This is a genomic window from Chitinophaga jiangningensis (assembly GCF_900142605.1).
In the GTDB taxonomy this organism is placed as follows: Bacteria; Bacteroidota; Bacteroidia; order Chitinophagales; family Chitinophagaceae; genus Chitinophaga; species Chitinophaga jiangningensis.
Window position 1 is genome coordinate 569,185 of sequence record NZ_FRBL01000004.1, and the last position, 23,885, is coordinate 593,069.

Genomic DNA, 23,885 nt, shown 5'->3' on the forward strand with positions numbered 1-23,885 from the left:
TTTATGGCACAAACGAATTACACATCCGGAGAAAAAATCACTCATACAAGCATATGCAGAATATCTCTTTATTTTTAACGGTCAGGCAACTACGTACGTATATGCCTGACCGTTGTTATTTCTCCAACTCCATTAATAACAGCGGAAAAGGCTTTCCCATCCCATCCAACGCTGAGCGGGAAATTATTTTAAATCCATTATGGAGATAAAAACCTACCGCCTGGGTATTTTGCTCGTTAACATCCACCTTGGTCACCTCCTGGCTGGCTATTACATGCGCCAGCAGGGCCTTTCCAATGCCCCTCCCCCTTGCGGCAGGGTCCACAAACAACATCTCCAGTTTTTGTTCTGCAGTACCGGCAAATCCTACAATACGCCCCGTTTCATCTTTGATGCAGCATAAGGTCACCGCTTTCAGAAATTCATTCAGGATCAGCGGTTTGAAAAACTGTATATCTGCTTCGGTCAGGAAATCATGAGTGGCCCGCACCGAGGCTTCCCATACAGCTGTTACTTCCGGATAGGCGGATACAGGTACAGGCGAAATCTCATACTGCATGGTTTATCGCTTATTATAGGTGAATAAATAGATGATGGCGGCAATGGAAATCAGGCAGGTACCGGCGATGCAAACGCCCGTCCAGCCGCCGGCAGCCCACACCCATAGCCCGATGCCTGAGCCCAGTGAGGTACCGATAAAACTGGCAGTCATATACACGGTATTGAGCCGGTTGCGTGCAGAAGGGATCAGGGAATACACCCGCGTTTGGTTAGACACATGAATCGCCTGTACGCCCAGGTCTATCGCGATGATCCCCGCAATGATGCCGATAATATTTGCACTGAAAATATAAAACAGGAAGTATCCGAGAAACAGGAAGCAGATGCCATACCCAACGGCTATACGCGGATTCTTTTTATCCGCTATGCGGCCCACCAGTGGTGCCCCCAAAGCACCGGCAGCTGCGGCAAGGCCCATCATGCCTATTTTGTCACTCCCGTAATGAAATGGTGCTTCGGATAACAGGAAAACCACGGTTGTCCAGAAAAGGCCAAACATCCCAAAGCAACAGGCATTGATAGCCGCCGCTTCTCTGAGTACCGGCTGTTCCCTGATGAGCGTGAGCAGGGAACGCATTAAGTCCCCATAATGCCCCTTAAATGTAGGCTGGCTCTTCGGAAAGGAGAAAAACATGAGGACGGCCAGCGATACGCTGATCCCTGCCGCAATCCAGAACATGGCCCTCCAGCCGAAATGGTGGCCTACAATACCGCTTAATGTGCGTGATAATAAGATGCCTATGAGCAAACCGCTGGTAACGATGCCGATTACTTTCCCCCTGTTTTCGTTGGTGCTGAGCGTGGCCGCCAGCGGAAGGATGAGCTGTGGTACAACGGAAGTGAAACCAATGAGCAGGCCCGCAGCTTTGAGCATGCCGATCGACTGCGATAAGGCCGATACCACAAGGGCGCCGGCAGAGGCCAGTGTCATTATGACAATCTGCTTCCGTTTTTCCAGCATATCCCCCAGTGGTACGCAAAATAGGAGTCCTAGGGCGTACCCTACCTGGGTAAAAAAGGTTACCTGCCCCGCATTGGATTCTGATACGTGAAACTCCTCTCCCATCAATACCATCAGGGGCTGACTATAATAGATATTTGCAACTATCAATCCCGTGCAGAGCGCCATGATGGCGATATTCCACTTGCTTAAGGCCATAAAATCCGGTTTTCGAGATGCAAAGATAACCCAAACGGCTCAACTGAAGGGGTGCTTTTCATAAGTCCGGAAACGGTAAATTTGTAGGGATTGTTCACCGTTAAAAGCAGATAGTTATGTTTAAGAGTATCTATCCTTACACACAGGAATTAATTGCGGAATACCAGGAGCACACGGAAAATGAGATTGCCACCAAGCTGCTTACCGGCGAAAAGGCTTACCGGGAACTGTTGAAAACGCCATTGGACAAGCGCAGGGAGTGGATGGCCGGAATTGCAACATCCATGCGCAACAATGTGACCGAACATGCCACCATTATTACCCGGGAAATGGGTAAAACCCTGAAGGAAGCCACTGCAGAAGTGCTGAAATGCGCTACTACCATTGATTATTATGTAGAAAATATTGAATCCATACTCCAACCACGTATTATTACTTCAGATGCACAAAAAAGTTATGTATCTTATGAACCTAAGGGGATTATCCTGGCTATAATGCCCTGGAATTTCCCATACTGGCAGGTTTTCCGCTTTGCAATTCCCAACATCCTGGCGGGAAATGCGGGCATTCTGAAGCATGCAAGCAATGTGAGCGGCTGCGCGCTGGCAATAGAGCGGCTCTTTACTGAATCAGGTTTTCCGATGGGTACTTTCCAGTCGGTGCTGCTATCATCCAAACATATAGAGCCCATCATTGCCGATCCCCGCATCCAGGGCGTAACGCTTACCGGCAGTACCCCGGCGGGCAAAAGTGTGGCTGCGCTGGCAGGAAAGTATATTAAGAAAACCGTGTTGGAGCTAGGCGGAAGTGATCCGTTTATAGTATTAAAGGACGCCGACCTAAAAGAAGCCGCTAAAACGGCCGTGCAGGGGCGCATGCAGAATGCAGGGCAATCATGCATTGCAGCCAAGCGCTGGATCGTGGAACAGCCGGTATTGGAAGAATTTACCGCTGCCGTCAGCGATATCATCCGTCAACTGAAACAAGGTGATCCGATGCAGGAAAGCACTAATATGGGACCGATGGCACGCCCCGACCTGGCAGACGACCTGGCCCGGCAGCTCGGGGAGAGTGTAAAGCAGGGATCGCGGCTGGTATTGGGTGGCACGCATGAAGGATGTAACTTTGCCCCTACACTGCTGACTGGTGTCACCGTAGATGCTACTGCCTTCAGGGAAGAAACATTCGGACCACTGGCGGCTATTATTTCAGCTGCTGACGAAGATGCTGCTATCGCCCTGGCCAATGAAACGGAATTTGGCCTTGGCTCCGCATTATGGACCAAAGACCTGGAAAAGGCAGCGAGGCTGGCCACACGGATTGAAAGCGGCAATGTATTTATAAATGCGATGATGCGCTCAGATGCAAGGTTACCATTTGGGGGCGTTAAGCAATCCGGTTATGGCCGGGAATTATCACTGGAAGGCACACACGAATTTTTAAACGTTAAAACCGTTTATATACACTAGGCTTAAGAACATGACCACATCTCTTAAACGCGACCGCTATACTCCCTATATCACTTTCTCCCGCAAAGAATGGGCAGAAAGAAGCAACGATGCTAAACTGCAGCTGGCTGATTATGACCTGGAACAATTACACGGTATGAATGAGCCACTGACCCAGGATGAAATAACCCAGGTATACCTGCCATTGGCACACCTGCTCAACTTATTCGTAAGCGCTTCTCAACGTTTACACCAGGCTACCAACAGTTTTCTCGGTAGCCAGCAGCATAAGGTACCCTATATCATCGGCATCGCGGGGAGTGTGGCTGTAGGCAAAAGCACGACAGCAAGGGTTTTGCAACGACTATTACAGGCATGGCCGGAACATCCGCGTGTAGACCTCGTTACGACAGATGGATTTCTGTATCCAAACAAGGTACTCGAGCAAAACAACATCATGAACCGTAAAGGATTCCCTGAGAGCTACGATATCAAGCGATTGATCCATTTCCTGGCGGACGTAAAATCCGGTAAGGAGCGCGTGGCGGCGCCACTGTATTCCCACCTGGAATATGACGTGCTGCCGGGACAGTTACAATGGATAGAGCAACCAGATGTAGTGATTGTGGAAGGGGTAAATGTATTGCAGGTTCGTCCGCGTCAGCAGCAGAAAGACCCGGCTGTTTTCGTATCCGACTTCTTTGATTTTTCTATTTATGTGGATGCTGCTGAAAAAGATATCCGTAAATGGTATATCGCCCGCTTTGAGTCCCTGCGGCAGACAGCATTTCAGAATCCGGACTCATTCTTTCACCGGTATGCAAGTTTGTCGGACGGCGCCACCGTGGAACTGGCTACCCAGATCTGGGACGACATCAACAAACCCAACCTGGAGCAGAACATTGCACCTACACGCTACCGAGCCGGACTGATACTGGAGAAAGGCAGTAACCATTTTGTTCAATCCATCAAACTCAGGAAAACCTGATCAACATGCAATTACTATTCTTACGAAATGCCACGTTCCTGTTGGAATGGGACAACAAGAAAATCCTGGTGGATCCCATGCTGGGTCCTAAGGGTAGCATGGACCCCGTTGCCAACACTGCCAACCCTGTCCGCAACCCTACGGCGGATATTACCCTCAGCGACATTGCTTTGCAAACCATGCTGCAAGATCTCGATGCGGTGATCGTTACACACACCCACCGTGACCACTGGGATGCAGCAGCGCAGCAGATGATCCCTAAAGACACTACTATTATCTGTCAGCCGGAAGACGCGGATAAAATTACCGCCGCGGGCTTTACCAACGTTTTGCCCGTTGTGGATAGTATGAAGTGGCAACACTTCTCCATACACCGTACCGGTGGCCAGCACGGCACCGGAGAAATAGGAAAGCTCATGGCGCCTGTGTCGGGCTTTGTTATTGCGGACGGCAAACAACGTTTATACATTGCCGGTGATACAATCTGGTGCGATGAAGTAAAAGAGGCACTGGACACCTATAAACCGAATCATACGGTGGTTAATTCCGGTGCTGCCCGTTTTCTACAGGGCGATCCGATTACCATGACGGCCAACGATGTACTGGAGGTGATCAATCATCCTGCTAATACCAATGTAATTGCTGTTCATATGGAAGCGATCAATCATTGCCCGCTGACCCGCGAAGACCTGGCGGTAGCGGTAGCAGTAGCCGGGAAGGAATGCAATATCCCTGATCCCGGCGATTGGATCATACTTAACTAATTACAACTACCGGTTGGGGGAGCTGAAAATGTTTCCCCAATTGGTTAGCGGTTTCCCAGACGCACAAACAACATGACCGTTGTGCACGCGTATTATTGCTTTCCCAATTGTATATCTTTCGGAATAAACTGCTGCAACACGCCGCTGATAGCAATTTCCAATGCAGCGCCGCTCAGCTCCTTACTGCGGGATTTCGCTTCCAGGTCCATCATTACTTTATAGAATGGCTGGTCGTTTACCTTCTTTTTCAGCTCAATGGTATTACCAGCTGCATATAGCTTCTCCCATTGTGCACGCACCACAGCCCAGAAGGCCTTGTTTTGCTCCCAGAATGCTTTTGCCTGCTCACATTTGCTTTCATCGATGCGTTTGTAGGTGTTCACCCCTTTTTCTCCTACGATGAAAAGGTCGCTACCATTTTCGCGTTTGATTTTTTTGTTGTCCTGGATGTGCAGGGAGCCGAAACTGGTGAGCTCATGGCGATTCGTACGTTGCAATACGTTATAATCGCTGCGGGTAGTATACTCTCTTCTCGGGAGGGGCGCATCGGCGGTGCTTTCCCAATAGTGGCGGCCATCGGCATGAATCCATGTGGCAGTGCCTTCGTAGCGGGGCTCATCATCAACACCATAGACTTTCTGTGTCCATTGTCCTTTCACCGCTGACACGGGAAGGATCTTCTTTTCCCAGCGATCATTTTTATCGTAGGTCAGCAGTTGCTGGTTTTGGAACATCCAATCTTCCGTCCAGTGCTTGATCACTTCTCCGCCTGCTACGAGGAGGTGTTGCAGAATGATACGATCCCCTTTTTCCTCCGCTACAGTCACGTATTCTACCGCATCAGTGATTTTATGATAACCTTTAGGCTTATATGAAGAATCTCCCGGGAATGTTTCCGTGTACTCGAAAGTCACTTCCATACAGCCACACATACTTTTTATAGCCGCTTTATCTTCTTTTAGCCTGGCGGCCTCTTTCTGTGCAAAAAGAGAAAGTGGGCATACGATGCCTGCAAAGGCAATTTTAACGATCTTGTTCATGTATATATAATGCAGGTTAATTGGTCTTAAAATTTAGCAGTACCGTTTGTTTGCAGTACGTATTGGAATTTGTACAGTCTGGATACAGCAGTCAGGTCCGGATTGGTTGGCGCGTCTTTATAATAACTGAGGATTTCCACTTTGGCATATTTACCACCAGGTGTTTTAATAATCAGTACTTTGCCTGGAACGGCGGAGATAATATGCGTGGTAGCATTGTAGCTATACCAGCTTTTGAAAGTGAGGTTACTGGTGGAGTCTGTGACATAACCTGTAGCCGGAGCTTCCGTCAGATTGTTGAAAACGCCGTTTACTACCTGGCCTACTGCTTTACCAGGGCCGCTTACACCACCATTGATGATGATGGAAGTTGCTTTAAAGCCAATGTCCCATTTCGAAGAGGCGGAATCAGCATTAGCAATAACCTTATTATCTGCGAGGCTGTAAAGCGTATAGGAGCCCTTATTCGCAGTATCTGCGGCAAGATTTGTAACAGTAGTGGTTTTGAGTTCAACTACCGGTTGAGTTTTACTATTATCATCGCTTTTACTGCAGCTGGTTAGGAATAAGGCTAATGCTACAGCAGAGATACCGGTTAGTTTGTTTAAAACTTTCATAGAGTGTATTTAATTTATTTGATATGTTGAAATGTATAAGTAAAAAGCCGCGGTATACACCCTACCCGGTAAGGTAGGTATATGTGCAGCATCTGTATAGTTTAAAATATTATCTGCCGTTATCTGGAAACGGAGGCGATGATCAATAAAGCTCTTTGCGACAGCCAGGTTCACGGTCGCATATCGCAGAGCAAATTCACTTTTCTTATCCGGTACATTGTTTCCATTTTCATCTACAAAGCCATATTTGCTGCGATAGAGCAGCCGCAGGTTCGCATCCAGCCCCCGCAGTGGATTGGTGTATCGCACTTTCAGATTAGCGGCATGATGGGAGCGGTTGAACAGCCCGAAATATTCACGGCGGGTCAACACACGCGTCTGGTGTGTATGCTCATCGACTGTGCATACTTCATCACTCTTTACTTTGTTGAGCAGTTCATTATCAATAGCCATCAGGTATTGATATCCGCCCGCCACCTGCCAATGTTTTGTTATGGCTTGATTTATTTCTACTTCTGCGCCATAGGTAGTAATGCTGTTTACGTTTACATAACTATAAACACTGAAGTCATTTGTTTTTTGTGCAACTGCTCTGGTATCTATCAGATTACTTACGCGATTGAGGAAGAAATTCACGTTTGCATGTGTATACTTCCCCGGGCTTGATTGCAGTCCCACGTTATAAGACCAGGAGCTTTCCGCATTCAGGTCAGATAATTTATCAAGGTCGTAGTTTATACTTTTTATTTCTCCTGCGGCTTGCATTTGCCGGATGATCTCAGCTGCCAGCTTTGTACCTACTACGCTGTAACCTACTGCTGCATTATTAAAGTGCAGATACAGCTGCCTGAAATCAGGCGCACGGTACCCCCTGCCTACAGTACCGAGCACTTTCAGGTAGTCATTTATTTTAAATGACACTGACATCTTTGGACTGATCTGGCTGGGATACTGGTTATGTGTATCAAACCGGGCACCTAGCAACACGTTCCATGCATTGGTTGGACGCCAGTTTTCCTGCACAAACAGGTATCCGCTGTTGAACGACATGCGTTCATCATACCTGGTAGCCTCCAGCGACTCATGAATATATCCTGCGCCAGCGGTGAGGATATTGGTTTTGTTCATTACCCAGTCGAACTGGTATTCCGGCTTTATATATTGCTGCGTAAAAAAGGATGCATCATATAACCTCTTATCATCCTTGTATTCCATTTTTTCATTTGTGGCATACCGGGAATAATAGAGACGAAGTTGATGCGTCCACTGATTCGCAGGCTTGAACCTCAATACCAGAGATGCGTTTGCATCTGATTCCTTTGTATTATCCAGTACCCGTTTCCCACCGTCATCGAAATAACCGGAGACCCGCTGATCGAAATACCTTCCTGCGATTATTGTCTGCCATTTATGATTCCAATCGTGTTGCCAGCGGGTTTGTCCTGTAGCAGCATGATATGGAAACACACTGGGATTCACCGCATCACCAATGGTATATCCTTTTGTATCGAAATAGTTTCCATTTAGTGAAAAGCTACCTTTTTCATATGGAATAAGCGTACCAGCATCCAGCTGCCACGTATTATTGCTACCATATCTCGCAGTGGCATTTGTTTGACCTTTTTTGCTTTTATTACTGGTAATTATATTGATTACACCCGCCATGGCATCGCTGCCATATAAGGAAGAAACAGGACCTTTAACAATCTCTATTCTTTCAATATTACTCACCACTATCCTTGACAGGTCAAGGGTTCCAGCTGTTCTTCCGATCAGCGGCTCACCGTCGAGCAATATTAATGTATACTCGGCTTCGAGACCCTGCATCTGCACTCCTGTGCCGTGATTACTGGTAATAAACAGCCCGGTTTGCTCCGCCAGCACCTGATCCAGGTGCATGGCTCCCATACTTTGGAGTTGTTCTTTTTTAATAACAGTAACGGCTATAGGTATCTGCTTTTGTAGTTGTTCGTTCCGTGTAGCGGTTACTACTACTTCCTGCAATACTTTATTATCTGCAACAGTATCTGTTTGGGCAAATAGGCTCCAGGGCCACCACAGGCAGCCTATCAGGATAATATATTTCAGCATTTCTGATTTAGAATTGTACCGCGAAAGTAGACTCCGAAGAATTAACAGCGTTACTCAAACGGGAAATTCATTTACGCAATACGGAAATACAATATCAGCAGGATTAGTAACTATTTACACCCACTCATTAATATGGCTGGCATTTCCCATACTCATTTCCCTGGCTGAAATGGTAAAGGAGATCGTCATAGGATGTTCATCTGCGTAATGAAAAACTTCTTCAAATTTAACCAGGTATCCTTCCTTAAATTCCAGGCATTTTAGTTTTGCATCGGTGTCTCTCTTATAGAAAGTAACGGTACCGTCTCTACGTTCAAAATTATTCACCATCCATTCAAAAAGGTCAGTTTTACCTGTTGACTCGACAGTTAGTGTAATCCTCCCTCCTCTTGTAATGGAAGAGGGCCTTCCGGTGGCATCCGTTTCCTGACTTAAGGTGTAGGCCACACGCTGGACGTTATAATTTTCTCCATTGATGGTGAGAATCGACTTAAACGACATAATGAGTACATTTAAAAGGTTAACAAACAAACTGATTGGTTATTGCGCACGACTATTTACCAACAGCATTCTGCAATTATCCAGGTCTCTGGTTCTTGACTCGAGTTGCTGTAGCAGCGTCGCATTTTCTGTTTTTAGTGTCATGATAATCTGCTGTGATTGAGTGCTTTCTCTTAGCTGCTGCTTACATTGCTGCAATTGAAGGCAACATTGAACAACATCATCATAAAATGAGAAGTTCGGATTTGATGCAGGAATCATGTTACGCATACCGGCGAGTGTAGCAGCAATAATCTGATCGGTATATATGGCATTATTTCCAGGTTCATTTACCGCAATTAGCTCCTGTTTAACAGTTGCCAGTCGCGTCATAAATGAATCCCGCAACACTTGCTGTGATTCCTGGTAAAGCAATTCATCTCTTAGTACGCGGTTTTCCAATTTCGGAACCTGGTAATGGTAAAATACACTTGTGAATAATAGTCCTACTGATAACAGATATAACAGTATAAACAGTAGCAGTGATTTCTTTCTTGCTATTTGATTTAATGGTTTCATTGGATGCCATCAGTTAATTGGGTGAAAGCCATATGGCCAATCTTATTCTGAAAAGGACCATCTGGACTTCTTTGTTTGCTTTTGATATACGGGGTTAACGGCTTTCTCTTCTTTCACAAAAATATTGGTGTCAGGCCTTTTGCCAATAAAGTCCAATTGGCTGATGGCATGTGTAACCCTATGCAGAAGGTCAACAAACACGTATAATGGTTGCAGTGCTGCCATCATATCCTGATGTTTGTATACCGCGATGAGCGCCGCAGCAAATATTTGATCCATTTCCCCTGGAGAGAAATCTCCCCATTCTGAAAGGTATAGCATTAATTCTTCCTTCATATGCCCAGCACGTTGTTCCAATGCAGTACACCAGCAAGCTGCAATTTTGTATAGGTAGCAATACCAATCGTACGGATGAATGTACGGTAGTACGCCACCGTGCCAGCACGTTTGATGTAACAACATGGCAGATAAATGCTCGGCAATATAGAGCAGAGCGGTAGCCAGTTCCTGGGATTGCTGACGAGCATATACTTTCTGAATGATCAGTTTGCAATAAGTATGGATATAACCCAATTGTGCATGTGTACTGATGGCCATTTCCAATAGTTGTGTATGTGCTCCCAGGTTCATGCAGGGCGGAATGTAAGTCGGGTCAGGTATCCAATATCCCTGCTGATGAATGAGCCTGGCCAGGGGCAGTTGCCACCATGTGGAAATACCTGCCTCATCGTGTAACTGGGGAGTTAAAGTCAACTGCATTTCCTCTACCGTATAATATGTTTTAAACGGCAATACATCGGTATTGGTATGCCCTGCCGGCAAACGTTGATAGGAATGCACCTGCAGGAACAGGTATTGCTGATTTCCTTTCGCAGGCAGCTCAATGGTATACTCCAATAAAGGCCGCAGGCTCTCTTCCCTTACCTGGATTGGAATACGTATATAGGCTCCTCCCGGGGTAACAGCATAGCAGTCATTAAGCAATATACAATACGCGTTTCCAGCGACGGGTGTAATGGTCATCTTCAAGCCTGGTGCTTTTCCTGGTTCGTATAAAAGTCCATAACGACAGTGGCCAACTGTCGACCGGAACAGTTGCTGATTAATTGAAATCAGCGCATTCTCCAGATCTGTAAAGTGCTGGCTATTTACTTTCATTCCATCCTGCCAGTTCAGAAATGGATAATAAACAGGTGTATCCATGGTCAATAATTCATCGGTTATACACGTACACAGACAATCACGCTATTTTCCCTAATCCCGGTAAATTGCACAGGTCTGTTGTAATCAATTATCGCAGCCGGCCAGCAGTTCCGTACTCTAAAAAACTGCCAGTAACAGGCATTTCCTCCAGCATCCGTCACCTCAATCTGCTGTTCCGGATGCTTTTCATTGTAATCATTCAGAAAATGGTAAAAGAAATCTCCCCAGCTAATATGTAATGGAGCCCTGGCCCTGAAATAGGTCAGGGAATCATCGGCAGAAGACTTAGTGATCCGAAGGCCAACAACCAAAAGCTCATCCATATCACTTTCTACAATTTCCTGTATGACATTTTCTAACGGGTAAACCCACGGAGCATATGCAGGAGGAGGCAGGTAATAAAAAGCCTTTCCCATTTCTATGATTATGGTAGCCGGCAACACTAGTACTTGTGCCCGCCAGAGCAATACGGTGGTTAGAGATGTAACGAAGGCCCAATAGCAGCAGGAATATATCAACGTACTTACAAGCATTACGTAACAGATGGCTACAACAAGTATGAGTCGCGTACCTTTATACCTATTTAAACGCAGTAAGCTTATCAGCATTGAAATATAAGTTCCCACTAATAGTCCTACCACTTCTGCTGCACTAAATATCCACCAGGCACTCGTCAGCAATTGGGGCAGTAGTAATGTAGTAATACATCCGATACAAGCTCCTGCAAGAATCAGGAGTAAAATGAGAGGTTTGTTTTTTGCCGATTTGGGCCACCAGTACCAGCAAATAATTGTCAGGACCACAGTAGCTCCTGCGAGCAAGGTTAACAGTAACAGGTTTTTCATTTACAGCTAAGTTTAACAATAACTATTTATTCCAAGTTGAAAGCAACCGCAGCACTCCGACAGAGGAGGTAATACGTTCCAATATATATCCACTGCTGCCGGAAGCCTCCCGACACATACCTGCCGTAATGCAATTCCCTTTTCGGCGTACGGCATATAATCAACCGTACTCAATAGCGAAATTGGGCCAATAGTAATATTTACAAGCGGCATTAGCATAAAGCAACTATCTCCCAATATAAACGAATACCCCAGTTTGATTTCTTTAACGCTACCATGTAAGCCAGCTTCTATTTTCCGCTGCCCGCGTACACACCTTATACTTACTTTTTCCCCAAACATTACAGAGAGTTCATCCGCAAATGTTATTAAATCCTCCTCCTGTAAGCTCACCAGCTCAGGTAGTTCTACCTGATTGATAGCTACGGCTAACGTATAATCTGACAGCCAGCAATTGTACTCAAACAACAGGTTATCATATGGGAAAAAGAAACGTCTCGCTACGGCCTCTTCTTTCTTCAGTCGCCTGCTATGTACAGCCATTTTTTCCACATTTGACAATGCCTCCGGAGATATATTTTCATGAAATAAAAACTCCGGCAATACATCATAGATACTATTCCGTCTTAACAATAATTCCCCGGAAGAATCAAACTCCAGTTCCGGTAACAGGCCACGTAAAGCAGTACCTGTCTTATGCACAACAAACTTGTCATCTTTTAGAAGTGACGATATCGTTTCTGTGGCAGCAGCGTGAAATGAAATACTATCAGGCATAAAATCGGTTAACTATTAATAAAAAAAGCCTGAAGGAAATGGAGTAAAGAAAATGTGACAGATGCACGTCACAAAAGTATATGAATTTAAAAATAAGAACAAAAAAATATTTTTCATTTCAGCATTTTTCTAAAGAAAAATTAAATCATATTTGCAGCATAACAGACCAAGTATTAACTATACCATACTATACATTGTTTGATAACCAAAACTCTTACCGATGAAGCATTTCAGCCCATCGAACACATATGACATCATCATATTCTCAGTGTCTGCAACCCTTGCATTTGCAAGTATTATAATTATACTTTGCCAACAAGAATCAACGCAAAATGATTCAGAGATAATTATAAACAACGGTAACGTATATACGGTAAATCAGGCATTCGAAATAAATACCCACTGCCAGTCAGGATCATCAGGTCCTGTATGGATCATCAGTCCGCACAGATACCGGATTGGAAACACCCTTCATTACAAAACAGCGACAAGCGGAAACCTTCATATCATCGCAATATTAAACAACAGCAAAGCTGTTAAAAGCATTTATATTTGCGCCCCCAATCCGGATACCCTGCCTGTCGTCCTGCCACGTGCCGTTATCACAGGACCAGCACAGGCCTTCGCCGGCACTCCTTATGTATACTACACCAGGAATGACACTTCGTTTACTTGCCAATGGCGCCTGTTAGGCGATAGCACCAGTTTTCAAACCGGTAATAGCTGTCGGATTACATTCCGATACCCGGGAGAACAACACCTCACACTTACCTTGAACAACGACCCCCGCACAACCACTATCAAGACCATACAAGTACTGGCACCCGCCGACAGAAAGCCGTCACCCACGCTGGTCATACCGGAACCCGTGCCAGTAATACCGGTGGCTGCGACACCTGCACCGCCCATCATCAGCGATCAGGCATTCCATCAATTATTACTGCAGTTACTGGAAGGTAAAAAGCCTGCGGAAGAATTAATGAAGTATTTGTGTAATCAACAGGAAACAGTCGTCATCATAAATGACAAGGAAACGACTTCCTTTTTGCAATGCTGCGCCCAACTTCAGCATAAAAAGAATATCAGGCTTATATCACTTTCGCTCGCCAGAAGCAAACAAGGGTGCATAGAAGCACTAAGAATCAGGTACGACAAAAAGAAATTTATAGGTCTTTTTTAAACAAATAATCATGCATAATAAATACTTACAGATACCATTGCAATTAAATGAACTACTGCAAGGACACAGGCAGCCAAGAATTCATATAAAAGAGTCAATCAGGCAGCATATATGGCTACTTGTAAATACCTACCAGGGCGAGCATCAATATGCACCCGACTATGGCTTCCCGTTATGGGAGCAAAGCATCCGTATCAATCCAACTGAACAAATGTTAAAATCACATATTGAGCAATCCTTCCAGGAATATCTTTCACTGTTTGAATCGCGCATAAAGCAGACTAAAATTTCAGTTTCCTTTGATCATGAAAACAGCATTGCCATTGGCCTTATTGGGTGCACTATTTTTTGTAATCAGGAATTCGTTATCGACTACCAGCTTTTGATTCATCCATTACTATATAAATGAAAAATGAAATCAGCTATCAGATCACGGTTACTACAGCTGGCTGCCTCACATTTAAATGGCAGCACCAACAATGTCATTCCGCCAGACCCCATTATTACGCTCCTGATGGAAGGACTGGCCGGTGAACTTGCTCAGCTGCACCAGCTACATGAACAAATGCTGGCCGGTATTACACAACACCTGGCATCCGTTCTGCTCAAGAATACCGTAACAACAAGCCTGCCTGGTTATACCCTGCTCCATGCAACACCTACTGATATAACCTTGATCGGCCAGCGGCATATATTTAATCCTGCTCCGGCAAACCATACTTTTATTCCAGCCGGAACCCATAAATTGTTTCCGGCAGAACTAACACACATCATATATCCTGACTATATCGTGCGTATGGATGATCATTTACAACCGGAGGTCATTATCACCGAACCAATACTCACCAACTGCACAGCGCAAATTATCCTTATGGTGACAACTTCTCACCCATTGTTAACAAATATTGCAGGCTTGTCCCTTTTCTTTGAAACCACCTCACCACTGCAAGATGAAATTTACCCGTTATTACCCCTGTTGAAATGCACCATTAATGGGCAGGCAGCAGCAGTAAGCCAGCAATATTTTCATGAAGAAATACCAACAGACCGCATATTACCTGACATATATACACAGCCTGCATTGGAAAACTATCGTCAACAAACCATGATGATTACATCGTGTGACCTGACACCAAACCGCAACGTAGCACCACCTCCCATATTAAACAACTTCCTGGATAAGCATCTGATTGATTTACCCGATTGCAATTGGTGGATTACTTTAGAATTCCCTGGAATGTCGCATGAATACCTCCACTATATCAGGTGTTATATCAATTGTTTTCCCGCTGTCAACATAGGCGTGGCAGAACTCATTCATACAATACATCCGTTGTATAACCTATTCCAGTTAGCTTGCGAAGACGAATTCCTATGTCTCGGGAGAGTTACAGATCAGTCAGGTCGCTATTATAAACATGTTACCGAGCGGACCACTGCTGAATTACAGCCTGGTGAAGTAAACCTGCTGCATGCTGAGAAAAGGAGGATGGATCAAAGAGAGCTCATTAGTGTGCTAGAACACGGTACATCACGCCTAAAGGAAGAACTGCAGTTAATTGGTCAGCTTGGCCATAACAACCTGCTCCAAACCCTGGAAGAATTAACACAGAAAGTAAATTATATCCAGGAGATTGTCCATGAACATACGCAACGATCCGTTTCTCCCATGATCGCATTTCAGCCCCTGGAAGGTTCCACCCACCTGACATTCGAATACTTTACTACACAGGGTAGCCAACTGCCACCGCTGCCACCGCGAAGCGAATGGAAAGAGCAAGCTACCAGCATATTCCGACCAGGAAGTATTTTCAATCTCGCAACAGTATGCCCAGGTACACCTGCCCCCTCTCCGGAAAAGCAGGTGCAACTGTTCCGCGCACAACTGTATTCGCAAAACAGAATCGTAAATGGAGCGGATATTGAATTATGTTGCCGTGCTATTTTAGGACATTATTGTACGCATGTACGAATAGACAAAGGCGTAATATTATCCGTAGCTGCCGGACATGGGTATGAGAGAACCATTGATGTGTATATCACACTGAGTTCATCAGCTACTGATTGTACACCTCCCCTTCTCGAATATTACAAGAAAACAGTGCTCCGGCAGCTTCACCAAAGAGGGGTAGGCCTGGTACCTTATCGTGTGTTTTTACTGCCGGGTGCTAAAACTGGTTCTGATTCTCACTAACACTTGCGAGGACATTCATGTCTATTAATGTTTTTTGCGTTCCCAGATGATATCTATCGCCAGGTAATGCACATCCGTCAAATTATGCCCCGTGCCCAGTAAATCATTCATATATCCGATATCAAGCGTGAATGGCAAATGCATTGGATGGGTTGTATAATAGACAGTGAACCTGGTTTCACGGTATCCGAACCGGGTCCATTGCTGTGGTTCATGTTCTTTGCTGATTGAAAACAGCAGTTCTGCACTTCCACTCAACTTTGGGTGATTGGCGCCGGAGAGCGGCATACTCAGTTGGGATTTGATACGGGTCCGGAACTGATAGTTCTCTTCCCCGGTTTTGAAATCAGGCATAAAGAACTTCCTGAACTCCTGGCGCAGTGTGTTCTTCCATTTCAGTCGCCCTATGGCGGTGCTCATGGCATAGCGACCATAGAGGCGAAACTCTTGTTCAAATGCCGGATCAGCACTATGATAGGGGTAGGCCTCCTCGTAGCTGTTTTGCCTGCGGTAACTGAGGGCGTAAGAAAACTCCCTGTTTTTCCTGTATTGATGATAAAATTCCTGGTTGAGCACCAGGATTGCCTGATTATGGAAAGGATCCGCATCGCGGGTAGGGTTGCTGGTCCTCCCAATTCCTACATAGGTCAGCGAGGTTATTTTGCCGGCTGTATCCAAAGGTTGGCGTAAACCAAGCGCCAACCAGAAAGCCGTATTTGCTTTTCCTAAGCCTGGTGGGCTGATCTGTGCTGAAGCGTGGGTTGCATAAAGGAGTAGCAATATGGCGACTGAAGAAATATGAATGGTGCTGTATTTTACTTTCATAATAGCTGTTGACCTGGTAAAAATGATGCACTCCAGTGTGACCACTTTTTAGCAGTCACACTAAGGCATTATTGTTCACTGTAAATAATAATATTATTGGAAATCAGCTATTACCGAAAGGAATCAGTAATTGATTGTGCAGAATATAGCGGGGTGGGGAGGTAATTGAAACAGGTGCTGTTTCACGTTGAAGGCAATAAGTTAGCCGTATATCAATTTGTAGCAACAGCAGTTCTTTTATGCTATACCATAGTTTCAGGCACAGCAGCGGCAGCTCACCTTGCGCTACTTGTTTTTCATCGCTTTCTTCGGCAACGAATTCAACATCCTGAAATGGCTCAACAGTAGTATGGGCCGTTAATGGTATTTGGGTATGCGCCCATGTAAGTATTTCGGATGGTATAGCCGTGTGTGCATCCACCCGGCTGTAAAATGAAGGTTCAGGAAGATGCGCTGCTTTCCCCTCCATGCTCTGGAAAAACACAGCTATCATCATCCAAACTAAAGTTCGCAAAACTACCTTCATCTATTGCTCATAATTCTGCTGCTAAATTAAAGTCTATCCGCCTTTATTGTTAGTACAAATCAGGAATTCCATATCCCAAAACAGTACATATAAATCAAAAAAGCAGGTAGCCCTGTGGTAATAGCACACGCACAGGGCTTTTCCTACTTATCATTAACCCAAATAAGAAGAATGTAAAAACATCCCATCTGTGTAATTAGCCATTTCAATCTATGTCAGTCAAAAGTGTTTCTTTCAGTTAATTCAACCTCCATAAGCTGTCATGAAAAGTCAGGCTGCAGCATATACGGTGGTAAATTCTTCCGTCTGATTTTCACTATCAATGGAGGAGTAATATTCCGCAGCTTTATTGCGACCAGGATTATCACTTCACCAAGGGGTAAAGCGGGGATCACCAGTCCAAGTGCAGTCTTCCTGCCTTTTATCACCAATGGATTTCCTGTCCGGAGCATCAGCGGCACTCCGTCCTTTGTTTTTGTGCTTACATCCAGCTGTAAAACCCTCACGGCTTCAATTTCAGCGGGGATGACAGATTTGCCTGCCATCTGAAGGTGGAGGTAAAACAACCCGTTTAATTTCATTCCACGAACAAATCCGGCAGAAATTTTATGTTGTTTCACCTTACAATGTAGTTTGCCGGATTCGTTCAGAAAATTGGCAGCGATACGTGCAACGCCGGCAGTGTCCGAACGATTAAATCCATTGGTTATTTTATCAGCCACTGCCAGTAGTTCCTGCCAGCTGCTTTCCGTACATGCATGGTTAGGCGGTTTTCGTCTGCCCGGGATACGATACTGCAAAGTCCCAGTGCTTGTGGCAGCATTATACATGATCACTATCGGATACACCTGCTTTGTGGTAACTACCAGTGCGTTCAATAGAATTGGCGGTATACCGGCTGCCCGGATCATGATTACCTTTCCAACGATTTGTGTAACAAACCAGGGATGTTCACTTTCTATTTGTACTGCCTTCACCGGATGTTTGCAGGTTATCAGGGTTGCTGCGTTCCCGGTAACAAAAATAGTATCTGCCTGTGCCAGAACCTGGCGGGAACCTAGCATAGCCAGTAGTATCAGCCAATTAGCGGGTTTGTTCATAGTTCGTATCCCATTCATTGTTATGTTCTCCTTTATGTCCATCCATGCGGATCAGGAAGTTCCTGGCCGGGAAATAAGGCTTGAGAAAGATGTCGAGATGAATAGTATCCTTATCCCTTGTATCCTGCTCAAACCTTCGGATTTCAAAATCTTCGATCAGGCGTTCTGGTCCGGTAATGCCGTCGAGGAACTGAATGATCTGCCGTTGTAAATCCTTACGGGTATTGGCACTGAAATTCTCAAATGCCCGACGGTTCAGGAAGTCTATCAATACTTTCGTTACATAATCGAAAACGCGGACGACAGAATAAGTTTGCAATCCCAGGTTATCACCTGTAAAGAGCGTTCTTGCACTGAATGCCATTACTTTTCCATATTCCTGGACAATAGGCACCAGTCCAAGCTTTTCAAGGGAAGCAATTTCACTCTTCTTCAAAGGAAAGTTGACCCCTTCGACATCTACCAGGCTACCATATTTTTTACCGGCGGTTACCTGCGACATGATGGTTTGATAGATCCTGCCGGCTAAGGCGCCTGATGCGGGTACATACAGGTGATTTGCCTCGCCTACCATTTCCGCCCTGGCGCGACCAATCAACCAGTTGCATGTCATAATAACATTGGAACGATAGGGATCAGCACCCGTTAGCTGCGCCATTTCAAATACTTCCATGACATCATCCGGCGCATCGAGCTGACAGAAGTCGGTTAACAGCATACATTTATTATCATAAGCAATTCTTGCCCAGCGTTCCAGGATCAGATTAGAGCCGGCATAGCCGGGAATAACCAGTAAGCTATAGTTCTCACGTAAATCAAGGCGGTCGTAATGTTGCTGCAGTTCTCCTTTCACCGCATCCAAAAAGCGGGTATTATCGGCATCACGCAGCTGTTCCGGCGCTACATTCAGGAAACTGACATTCTTCACTTTATCGGTAGTTGTATTACTAAAGAACAGGGATACATTGCGGTAGGACTGTTCCAGCTCCCTGGATTCATCTAATGCTAACAGCAAATTCTCTTTCAGCAGGGTTTCTGCTTCAAGTACTGATTCATTGCAAACTGCCTGCATCTCAGTTATTCCTCCATCACTTTTCAACAACGCTGCCCAGATTTGCAATAGTTTCTTCAGTCGTATCCGGTCGCCTTCTTTGGAGGCTTCTGTCAGAAATAAATGCCGCCTCGCTTTGCGCTCGGGGTTTAAATTCTGGGTGCCTTCTATGGCGGATTCCAACAGTTCAAATCCGCCAAAGTTTCCCAGGGCCTGCAATGGCAGGGCCAATTGAATTGCTGTGGTTAACATAACAATGGTTTTAAACGTATATGAAAATTACTTTTTTTGAAATGTTGGTTGGTATGGCAGTGCTGACTGTTCACCGCCAAACCATTACCCTTGGGGAGGCTGAGCCTTCGTTATCAATCCAAATCCCACATAATATCTTAGATGTCAATACTATTTACTGTGCCATACTCCATTAATGTGGATTCATATTTGTAAGCTCTAATAACACGACATGTCACTAACATCTTCCTACAAATTAAATTGCAGTACGCTTTCCGCTGGCACCTACTTTCTCCTGATTTCCCTTCAAGCATACCAATTGATGCGTTACTTTTAGCAACACCATTGATACTCCCCTGAAAAAGCAATAAGGTATGATATGCCCCACGTCACTAACATCTCCCTAAAAAAACCTCACAACTCCTCCTCCAACCGCTCCACCACCTCCAGCAACGATCGCTTCGCCTCCTCATCCTCCAATGCCGCCCGCAATAATTTATTCGTATGCAAATGCTTCAGCACCTGCAAATACAAGGCCCGCGTGGTCGCCATGTCCTGTAAAAACGCACTCTGCGCCGTAATCCCCGACGGACCAAAATCCGCCACCCCCTTAAATCGCAGCTCCTCCCGAACAGGCGCCCCACGTGCATCCTTAAACGTTACCTTCACCGCCGGACGGTAATGCGCAAACACCGCCGCTATGCCAGACAATCCCTTCACTATCTCCGGCCGTAACGGCGGAAACTGTGTCAACTTCTCTGCAAATAATGTTCTGTTAGGAGAAATCTCCGCGATGGACTCTTGGGTATCCGGCCTGATCTCAGTGCCGCCAATCCCTGGGTTCTTCAACATGGTTAATCTGGTTAAACAAACAATCTGATTACATAACAAAGTTATGCATCCTCACCATCCGCAATACAGCTTTTTAAACTTTTTAGTCCCCGAATGAAAATTGTGGGGAAACTACGACCTGGAGAAGGCCGCAACGGTCCAGATGCTCACATTTTTCTGCACATTCCCCATCAGATCCAACTGATGACCAAATGCCACCAACTCATTATACATCCGGCCTGTATCGGTTAATGAACAATTAAAATTCAATTCAAAATAATCTATGCCTGAATGGATACCAATATAAATATACTGCTGGTAAAATGTTAAAAACACCTGCACCGTAGCCGCATACTTCAACGCAGCAATATGCTTTAGTAAATTAGGCTTCAACAAATAAGTAGCCTCCGCAATATCGGGCGAAAAAACTGTAAACTGCTGGTTAAATGCCACATCCGGCAATTGTATATGATGCCCCAAACGCAGCTCCCCACGTGGAATCACTCCTTTCGTAAATACATATACAGGCACATCAAAAAAACGCGGCGACTCCAACACACCACAACTGCCGCAAAACAGCAGCTCCTGCTGCCTCCGGATGTTCCTCCCGTCCGGAATACTCGTAACGACCAGGTCACAGATCCGGAAACTCAGGTTGTTCCTACGCCCCGAAATCAGATCATTGCCCCGGTAATAAGTCCCCTCCGCACTAAAAAATCCACTGCGCACCAAATCTTCATAAGAAAAACAATGATCGGGATCATATCGTAACCCAGGCTCCCAGAAATGCAGCAGCGTCCTAACCACCTTCTCCTTATAATCCGCCTCCAACTCCACTCTCGGCCGGTCAATAAACTGTCGGATCAACAGGTTACGAATCAGCATACCTCCACCTAGCGCCAATAAAAGCCCAATACCTATATAGGCCATCTTGGTATACCACTCCTGCCCTTCCTCCTGATCCAACTGCACAGGCTGCACCACAAAAAAGTAAAACAGCAGGATAAAACCAATCAATAACAGCCACCACCACCAGGTTTTGCGCAAATTGATACGCATCTTTTCCATGCGCCGCAAATCCTGCTGAAGATAAACTTCTGCAAATTCATTGAAACTGTTCGCCGACTTCATACACTAACTCAGTTGGATGACCAGCTTATGCCTGAAAACCCATTGACCGCGCTAACCTCTTCGCTGATTAAAATTTTAAAAGATGAAATGTACGCCGCTGATAGCGGAAATGTAAAAACCTGGCTTCCGTTGCCAATCGTTATGTTCGTAAAGTATGCCGGAAAAAATTTCAATCCCGGCAACCTGAATTTGTACTTCGTAAATATCGTATACCCGTCAACCACCGCTCCCCTCGCCAGCAAATCCGTTAAATGAATGATCTGCGCCGGCCGGGCAATCGTTTCATATAACAATATCAAATACGGTATAGAAGGTAACAAAATCAATCCTGCCATTAACAACCATCCCCATACCGTAGGCAATGTGCCCTCATCATACACCAGAAATGTTACCAGGAATACAGTCAGTATAGTAATGAATTCGGCCAAAAAAAAGGCTAAAGTAGTCTGCTTTACATCTTTCTGGTGCATTGCCAGCAGCATCACCTTCAATTCCTGGAGATTGCGCATGTATCGCTGATTAATAACATGTTACTGTTTAATTCTTAACCGGATAATATTACTGATCGTCAGATATAAACCTACTATCGCTACAATGCCATATACCGCCAGCAATACCCATTCACTGCCTCCCGAAACTTTGTATATAAGCGTTTCTATCCTGGTAAGACTGATGGGGTCGCTATCCATATCATGAAACTGCTGATACCGGTTGTATATCAGCCCGCCCCCTGCCGTTGCAAGCATCAATCCGACTATCACTCCTCCCCATGACGGATCATCTTCAGTGCTGTTCTCCGGCTTCTCCGGATCGGAATTAACTCGACTGTTCATATTGCACATTTGTGGTTAAGGATAACTATCACAATATGATACAGGGACGACAGGAGGCTAACAGAATAATCCGTTTGATCAGAATACTAAAATAATAAAATTTATGCTTTTTTTGTTCAATGACGCGAAAGAACTACTTCGGGCGGATATGCGTAATCTCTCCACACAGCCTCCGCTTCTTCTGCCGTCAAACGCCCGCTGTATACCATCACCCGATACTTCAACGTATATACATTCCCGTGAACCAGCTGCCAGGTTTTCATTTTTGTTGGCGAATAATTTAACATTAATTCACCCCCATCCATGTCTTCCGGCCATACCCGCAAAGGCTCCGGACTATCAAAATTATCGGGTGCATTCATGATCAGCAGCCCGGCCTCTCCTTCCGGCGCCTTTCCGGTAATCATCACCCATCGGGCCCTTGTACTATCCGCATTCTTACGGGTATGGCCCTCAGAAGTCAATACCTGACTGGTTTTGCTGGTAAAATAAGGCGTAGTACGCAATCCAAAGCCACCACCATATCGATATTGCAACAGCGTTATCCCACTATCGGAAGGTGAACTGAAATCCGTCCGCATATCCCATAACCGGCGCGTACCGTTACTGGTGGCCTCATATGCCTTTACACTATACGTTTCGGCTATAGCTACTTTTGCCTGCCCGGGTGCCGGATAAGCCACCTGCTCCTGTTTCACACGGAAACCACACCAAACATCGCCACCGGCAACAGCTTCCGTACCGGCATAAAAAACTTTACCCTCCTTTTTATGCACATTCCAAAAATCTGTCACCTTTCCCTCAAAACGCGTGTGAGTCCAGGGACTCCAAATGCCCATATGATGCGCATGGCCCGACTTTGGAAAAATAGCAGTCAGCACCACCCCATTAGGTGCCCACAAAGGGTGAATAAAGCCACTACGGCGATATACCGTGTCAGTACCCACCGGTGGGTCCACAATGGCCGTATTGTATTGTAAAATCGGTTTTTGATTTTGTTTCAGGGAGATGCCAGCGCTGCTAACTTCCGCACGCATCAGTCCCCGGGCCGCCGGTTTCCCGGCATACAGGCGGTATTCACGCTGCGCCCCTGAAGCAGTGGTTCCCCTCATTACCCAGGTTATTACACCCGCATCGTCCATCTGTACCGGTACCGACTCCTTTTTCCCAGCCGTTACCTCTTCCAGCTTCCAGGCCTTGCCAGTCGGCAATGCCTTGTCCGTTTTATAACTCACTAATGTGTTCGTCCGTGCATACGCCCCCGCCTTTACGGTTAAACGCATATCCTGCGCATACCCGCCCATAGCTGATGCCAGCAGTACAGTAAATAGAATGTTCCTCATAACGTTGATTGTCAGCCCAAGATAATAGATTGTTTCGCCCCGCGCAAGTACACTGCGCAACGGCAATTTAATTTTACAGCAACGGGAA

The 23,885-nt window shown here is 45.5% G+C and carries 25 protein-coding genes; 6 read left to right on the forward strand and 19 right to left on the reverse strand.

Features of this window, described 5'->3' with window-relative positions; translation table 11 throughout:
- Positions 1 to 115: 115 nt before the first annotated feature.
- Positions 116 to 559: a GNAT family N-acetyltransferase gene (locus BUB18_RS12555; protein ID WP_073081195.1), complete on the reverse strand. Its 444-nt coding sequence runs from the start codon at positions 557 to 559 to the stop codon at positions 116 to 118.
- A 3-nt stretch (positions 560 to 562) separates the two neighbouring features.
- A complete protein-coding gene (locus BUB18_RS12560) occupies positions 563 to 1,720 on the reverse strand; it encodes an MFS transporter (RefSeq protein ID WP_073081196.1) in 1,158 nt (385 codons plus the stop codon).
- Positions 1,721 to 1,836: 116 nt separating this feature from the next.
- Here BUB18_RS12560 and BUB18_RS12565 point away from each other — a divergent pair, with 116 nt between their 5' ends.
- Genes BUB18_RS12565 through BUB18_RS12575 form a run of 3 tightly spaced genes read left to right on the forward strand, consistent with a single transcriptional unit; the run spans position 1,837 to position 4,920 of the window.
- On the forward strand, positions 1,837 to 3,189 hold the full coding sequence (locus BUB18_RS12565) for an NAD-dependent succinate-semialdehyde dehydrogenase (protein WP_073081198.1): 1,353 nt from the start codon (positions 1,837 to 1,839) through the stop codon (positions 3,187 to 3,189).
- Positions 3,190 to 3,199: 10 nt separating this feature from the next.
- On the forward strand, positions 3,200 to 4,156 hold the full coding sequence (gene coaA / locus BUB18_RS12570; RefSeq protein ID WP_073081199.1) for a type I pantothenate kinase: 957 nt from the start codon (positions 3,200 to 3,202) through the stop codon (positions 4,154 to 4,156).
- Between the two features lie 5 nt (positions 4,157 to 4,161).
- Positions 4,162 to 4,920 carry an MBL fold metallo-hydrolase gene (locus tag BUB18_RS12575; RefSeq protein WP_073081201.1) on the forward strand — a complete coding sequence of 253 codons (759 nt, stop codon included), beginning with the start codon at positions 4,162 to 4,164 and terminating at the stop codon, positions 4,918 to 4,920.
- 92 nt (positions 4,921 to 5,012) lie between these two features.
- Here the strand turns inward: BUB18_RS12575 and BUB18_RS12580 are convergent, their stop codons facing one another.
- The 8 genes from BUB18_RS12580 to BUB18_RS12615 all read right to left on the reverse strand — a co-directional run bounded on the left by BUB18_RS12580 (position 5,013) and on the right by BUB18_RS12615 (position 12,552).
- On the reverse strand, positions 5,013 to 5,960 hold the full coding sequence (locus BUB18_RS12580; protein ID WP_073081203.1) for a DUF6607 family protein: 948 nt from the start codon (positions 5,958 to 5,960) through the stop codon (positions 5,013 to 5,015).
- A 26-nt stretch (positions 5,961 to 5,986) separates the two neighbouring features.
- Positions 5,987 to 6,577, reverse strand: a complete 591-nt coding sequence (locus BUB18_RS12585; protein ID WP_073081205.1) for an HmuY family protein — start codon at positions 6,575 to 6,577, stop codon at positions 5,987 to 5,989.
- A gap of 9 nt (positions 6,578 to 6,586) precedes the next feature.
- A complete protein-coding gene (locus BUB18_RS12590; RefSeq protein WP_073081207.1) occupies positions 6,587 to 8,668 on the reverse strand; it encodes a TonB-dependent receptor plug domain-containing protein in 2,082 nt (693 codons plus the stop codon).
- Between the two features lie 114 nt (positions 8,669 to 8,782).
- Entirely contained in the window at positions 8,783 to 9,169 is a 387-nt protein-coding gene (gene tssD, locus BUB18_RS12595; protein WP_073081209.1) for a type VI secretion system tube protein TssD, read from the reverse strand.
- A 39-nt stretch (positions 9,170 to 9,208) separates the two neighbouring features.
- On the reverse strand, positions 9,209 to 9,727 hold the full coding sequence (gene tssO / locus BUB18_RS12600; protein WP_073081211.1) for a type VI secretion system TssO: 519 nt from the start codon (positions 9,725 to 9,727) through the stop codon (positions 9,209 to 9,211).
- 42 nt (positions 9,728 to 9,769) lie between these two features.
- Positions 9,770 to 10,930 (reverse strand): type VI secretion system baseplate subunit TssK, encoded by a 1,161-nt coding sequence (gene tssK, locus BUB18_RS12605; RefSeq protein WP_073081213.1) that lies wholly within the window; start codon positions 10,928 to 10,930, stop codon positions 9,770 to 9,772.
- Between the two features lie 17 nt (positions 10,931 to 10,947).
- Positions 10,948 to 11,775: a TssN family type VI secretion system protein gene (locus tag BUB18_RS12610; RefSeq protein WP_073081215.1), complete on the reverse strand. Its 828-nt coding sequence runs from the start codon at positions 11,773 to 11,775 to the stop codon at positions 10,948 to 10,950.
- A gap of 12 nt (positions 11,776 to 11,787) precedes the next feature.
- Positions 11,788 to 12,552: a hypothetical protein gene (locus BUB18_RS12615; protein ID WP_073081217.1), complete on the reverse strand. Its 765-nt coding sequence runs from the start codon at positions 12,550 to 12,552 to the stop codon at positions 11,788 to 11,790.
- Between the two features lie 772 nt (positions 12,553 to 13,324).
- Between BUB18_RS12615 and BUB18_RS29360 the strand changes: the two genes are divergently transcribed.
- Genes BUB18_RS29360 through BUB18_RS12630 form a run of 3 tightly spaced genes read left to right on the forward strand, consistent with a single transcriptional unit; the run spans position 13,325 to position 15,926 of the window.
- A complete protein-coding gene (locus tag BUB18_RS29360) occupies positions 13,325 to 13,732 on the forward strand; it encodes a hypothetical protein (RefSeq protein ID WP_143159928.1) in 408 nt (135 codons plus the stop codon).
- Between the two features lie 10 nt (positions 13,733 to 13,742).
- Positions 13,743 to 14,141: a GPW/gp25 family protein gene (locus BUB18_RS12625; protein ID WP_073081220.1), complete on the forward strand. Its 399-nt coding sequence runs from the start codon at positions 13,743 to 13,745 to the stop codon at positions 14,139 to 14,141.
- Positions 14,142 to 14,144: 3 nt separating this feature from the next.
- Positions 14,145 to 15,926 carry a hypothetical protein gene (locus BUB18_RS12630; protein WP_073081221.1) on the forward strand — a complete coding sequence of 594 codons (1,782 nt, stop codon included), beginning with the start codon at positions 14,145 to 14,147 and terminating at the stop codon, positions 15,924 to 15,926.
- 24 nt (positions 15,927 to 15,950) lie between these two features.
- Here BUB18_RS12630 and BUB18_RS12635 read toward each other — a convergent pair whose 3' ends face one another.
- The 9 genes from BUB18_RS12635 to BUB18_RS12680 all read right to left on the reverse strand — a co-directional run bounded on the left by BUB18_RS12635 (position 15,951) and on the right by BUB18_RS12680 (position 23,797).
- Entirely contained in the window at positions 15,951 to 16,751 is an 801-nt protein-coding gene (locus BUB18_RS12635; RefSeq protein WP_073081222.1) for a DUF2490 domain-containing protein, read from the reverse strand.
- Positions 16,752 to 16,854: 103 nt separating this feature from the next.
- Positions 16,855 to 17,277, reverse strand: coding sequence for a hypothetical protein (locus BUB18_RS12640; RefSeq protein WP_073081223.1), 423 nt, complete (start codon positions 17,275 to 17,277; stop codon positions 16,855 to 16,857).
- Between the two features lie 260 nt (positions 17,278 to 17,537).
- Complete coding sequence (locus tag BUB18_RS12645) at positions 17,538 to 18,377, reverse strand: hypothetical protein (protein ID WP_073081224.1); 840 nt, start codon at positions 18,375 to 18,377, stop codon at positions 17,538 to 17,540.
- A complete protein-coding gene (locus BUB18_RS12650; RefSeq protein ID WP_073081225.1) occupies positions 18,361 to 19,680 on the reverse strand; it encodes a type VI secretion system contractile sheath protein TssC in 1,320 nt (439 codons plus the stop codon). Before BUB18_RS12650 ends, BUB18_RS12645 begins: the two co-directional genes overlap by 17 nt.
- 393 nt (positions 19,681 to 20,073) lie before the next feature.
- Positions 20,074 to 20,511 carry a hypothetical protein gene (locus BUB18_RS12655; protein WP_073081226.1) on the reverse strand — a complete coding sequence of 146 codons (438 nt, stop codon included), beginning with the start codon at positions 20,509 to 20,511 and terminating at the stop codon, positions 20,074 to 20,076.
- Between the two features lie 111 nt (positions 20,512 to 20,622).
- The gene (locus tag BUB18_RS12660) at positions 20,623 to 21,621 is read right to left on the reverse strand and encodes a DUF3137 domain-containing protein (protein ID WP_073081227.1); all 999 of its coding nucleotides are present in this window, start codon (positions 21,619 to 21,621) and stop codon (positions 20,623 to 20,625) included.
- A gap of 8 nt (positions 21,622 to 21,629) precedes the next feature.
- A complete protein-coding gene (locus BUB18_RS29365) occupies positions 21,630 to 22,130 on the reverse strand; it encodes a hypothetical protein (RefSeq protein WP_143159929.1) in 501 nt (166 codons plus the stop codon).
- A gap of 21 nt (positions 22,131 to 22,151) precedes the next feature.
- Entirely contained in the window at positions 22,152 to 22,454 is a 303-nt protein-coding gene (locus BUB18_RS12675) for a hypothetical protein (protein WP_073081230.1), read from the reverse strand.
- 116 nt (positions 22,455 to 22,570) lie between these two features.
- Positions 22,571 to 23,797 (reverse strand): DUF6807 domain-containing protein, encoded by a 1,227-nt coding sequence (locus BUB18_RS12680; protein ID WP_073081231.1) that lies wholly within the window; start codon positions 23,795 to 23,797, stop codon positions 22,571 to 22,573.
- Positions 23,798 to 23,885: the final 88 nt, after the last annotated feature.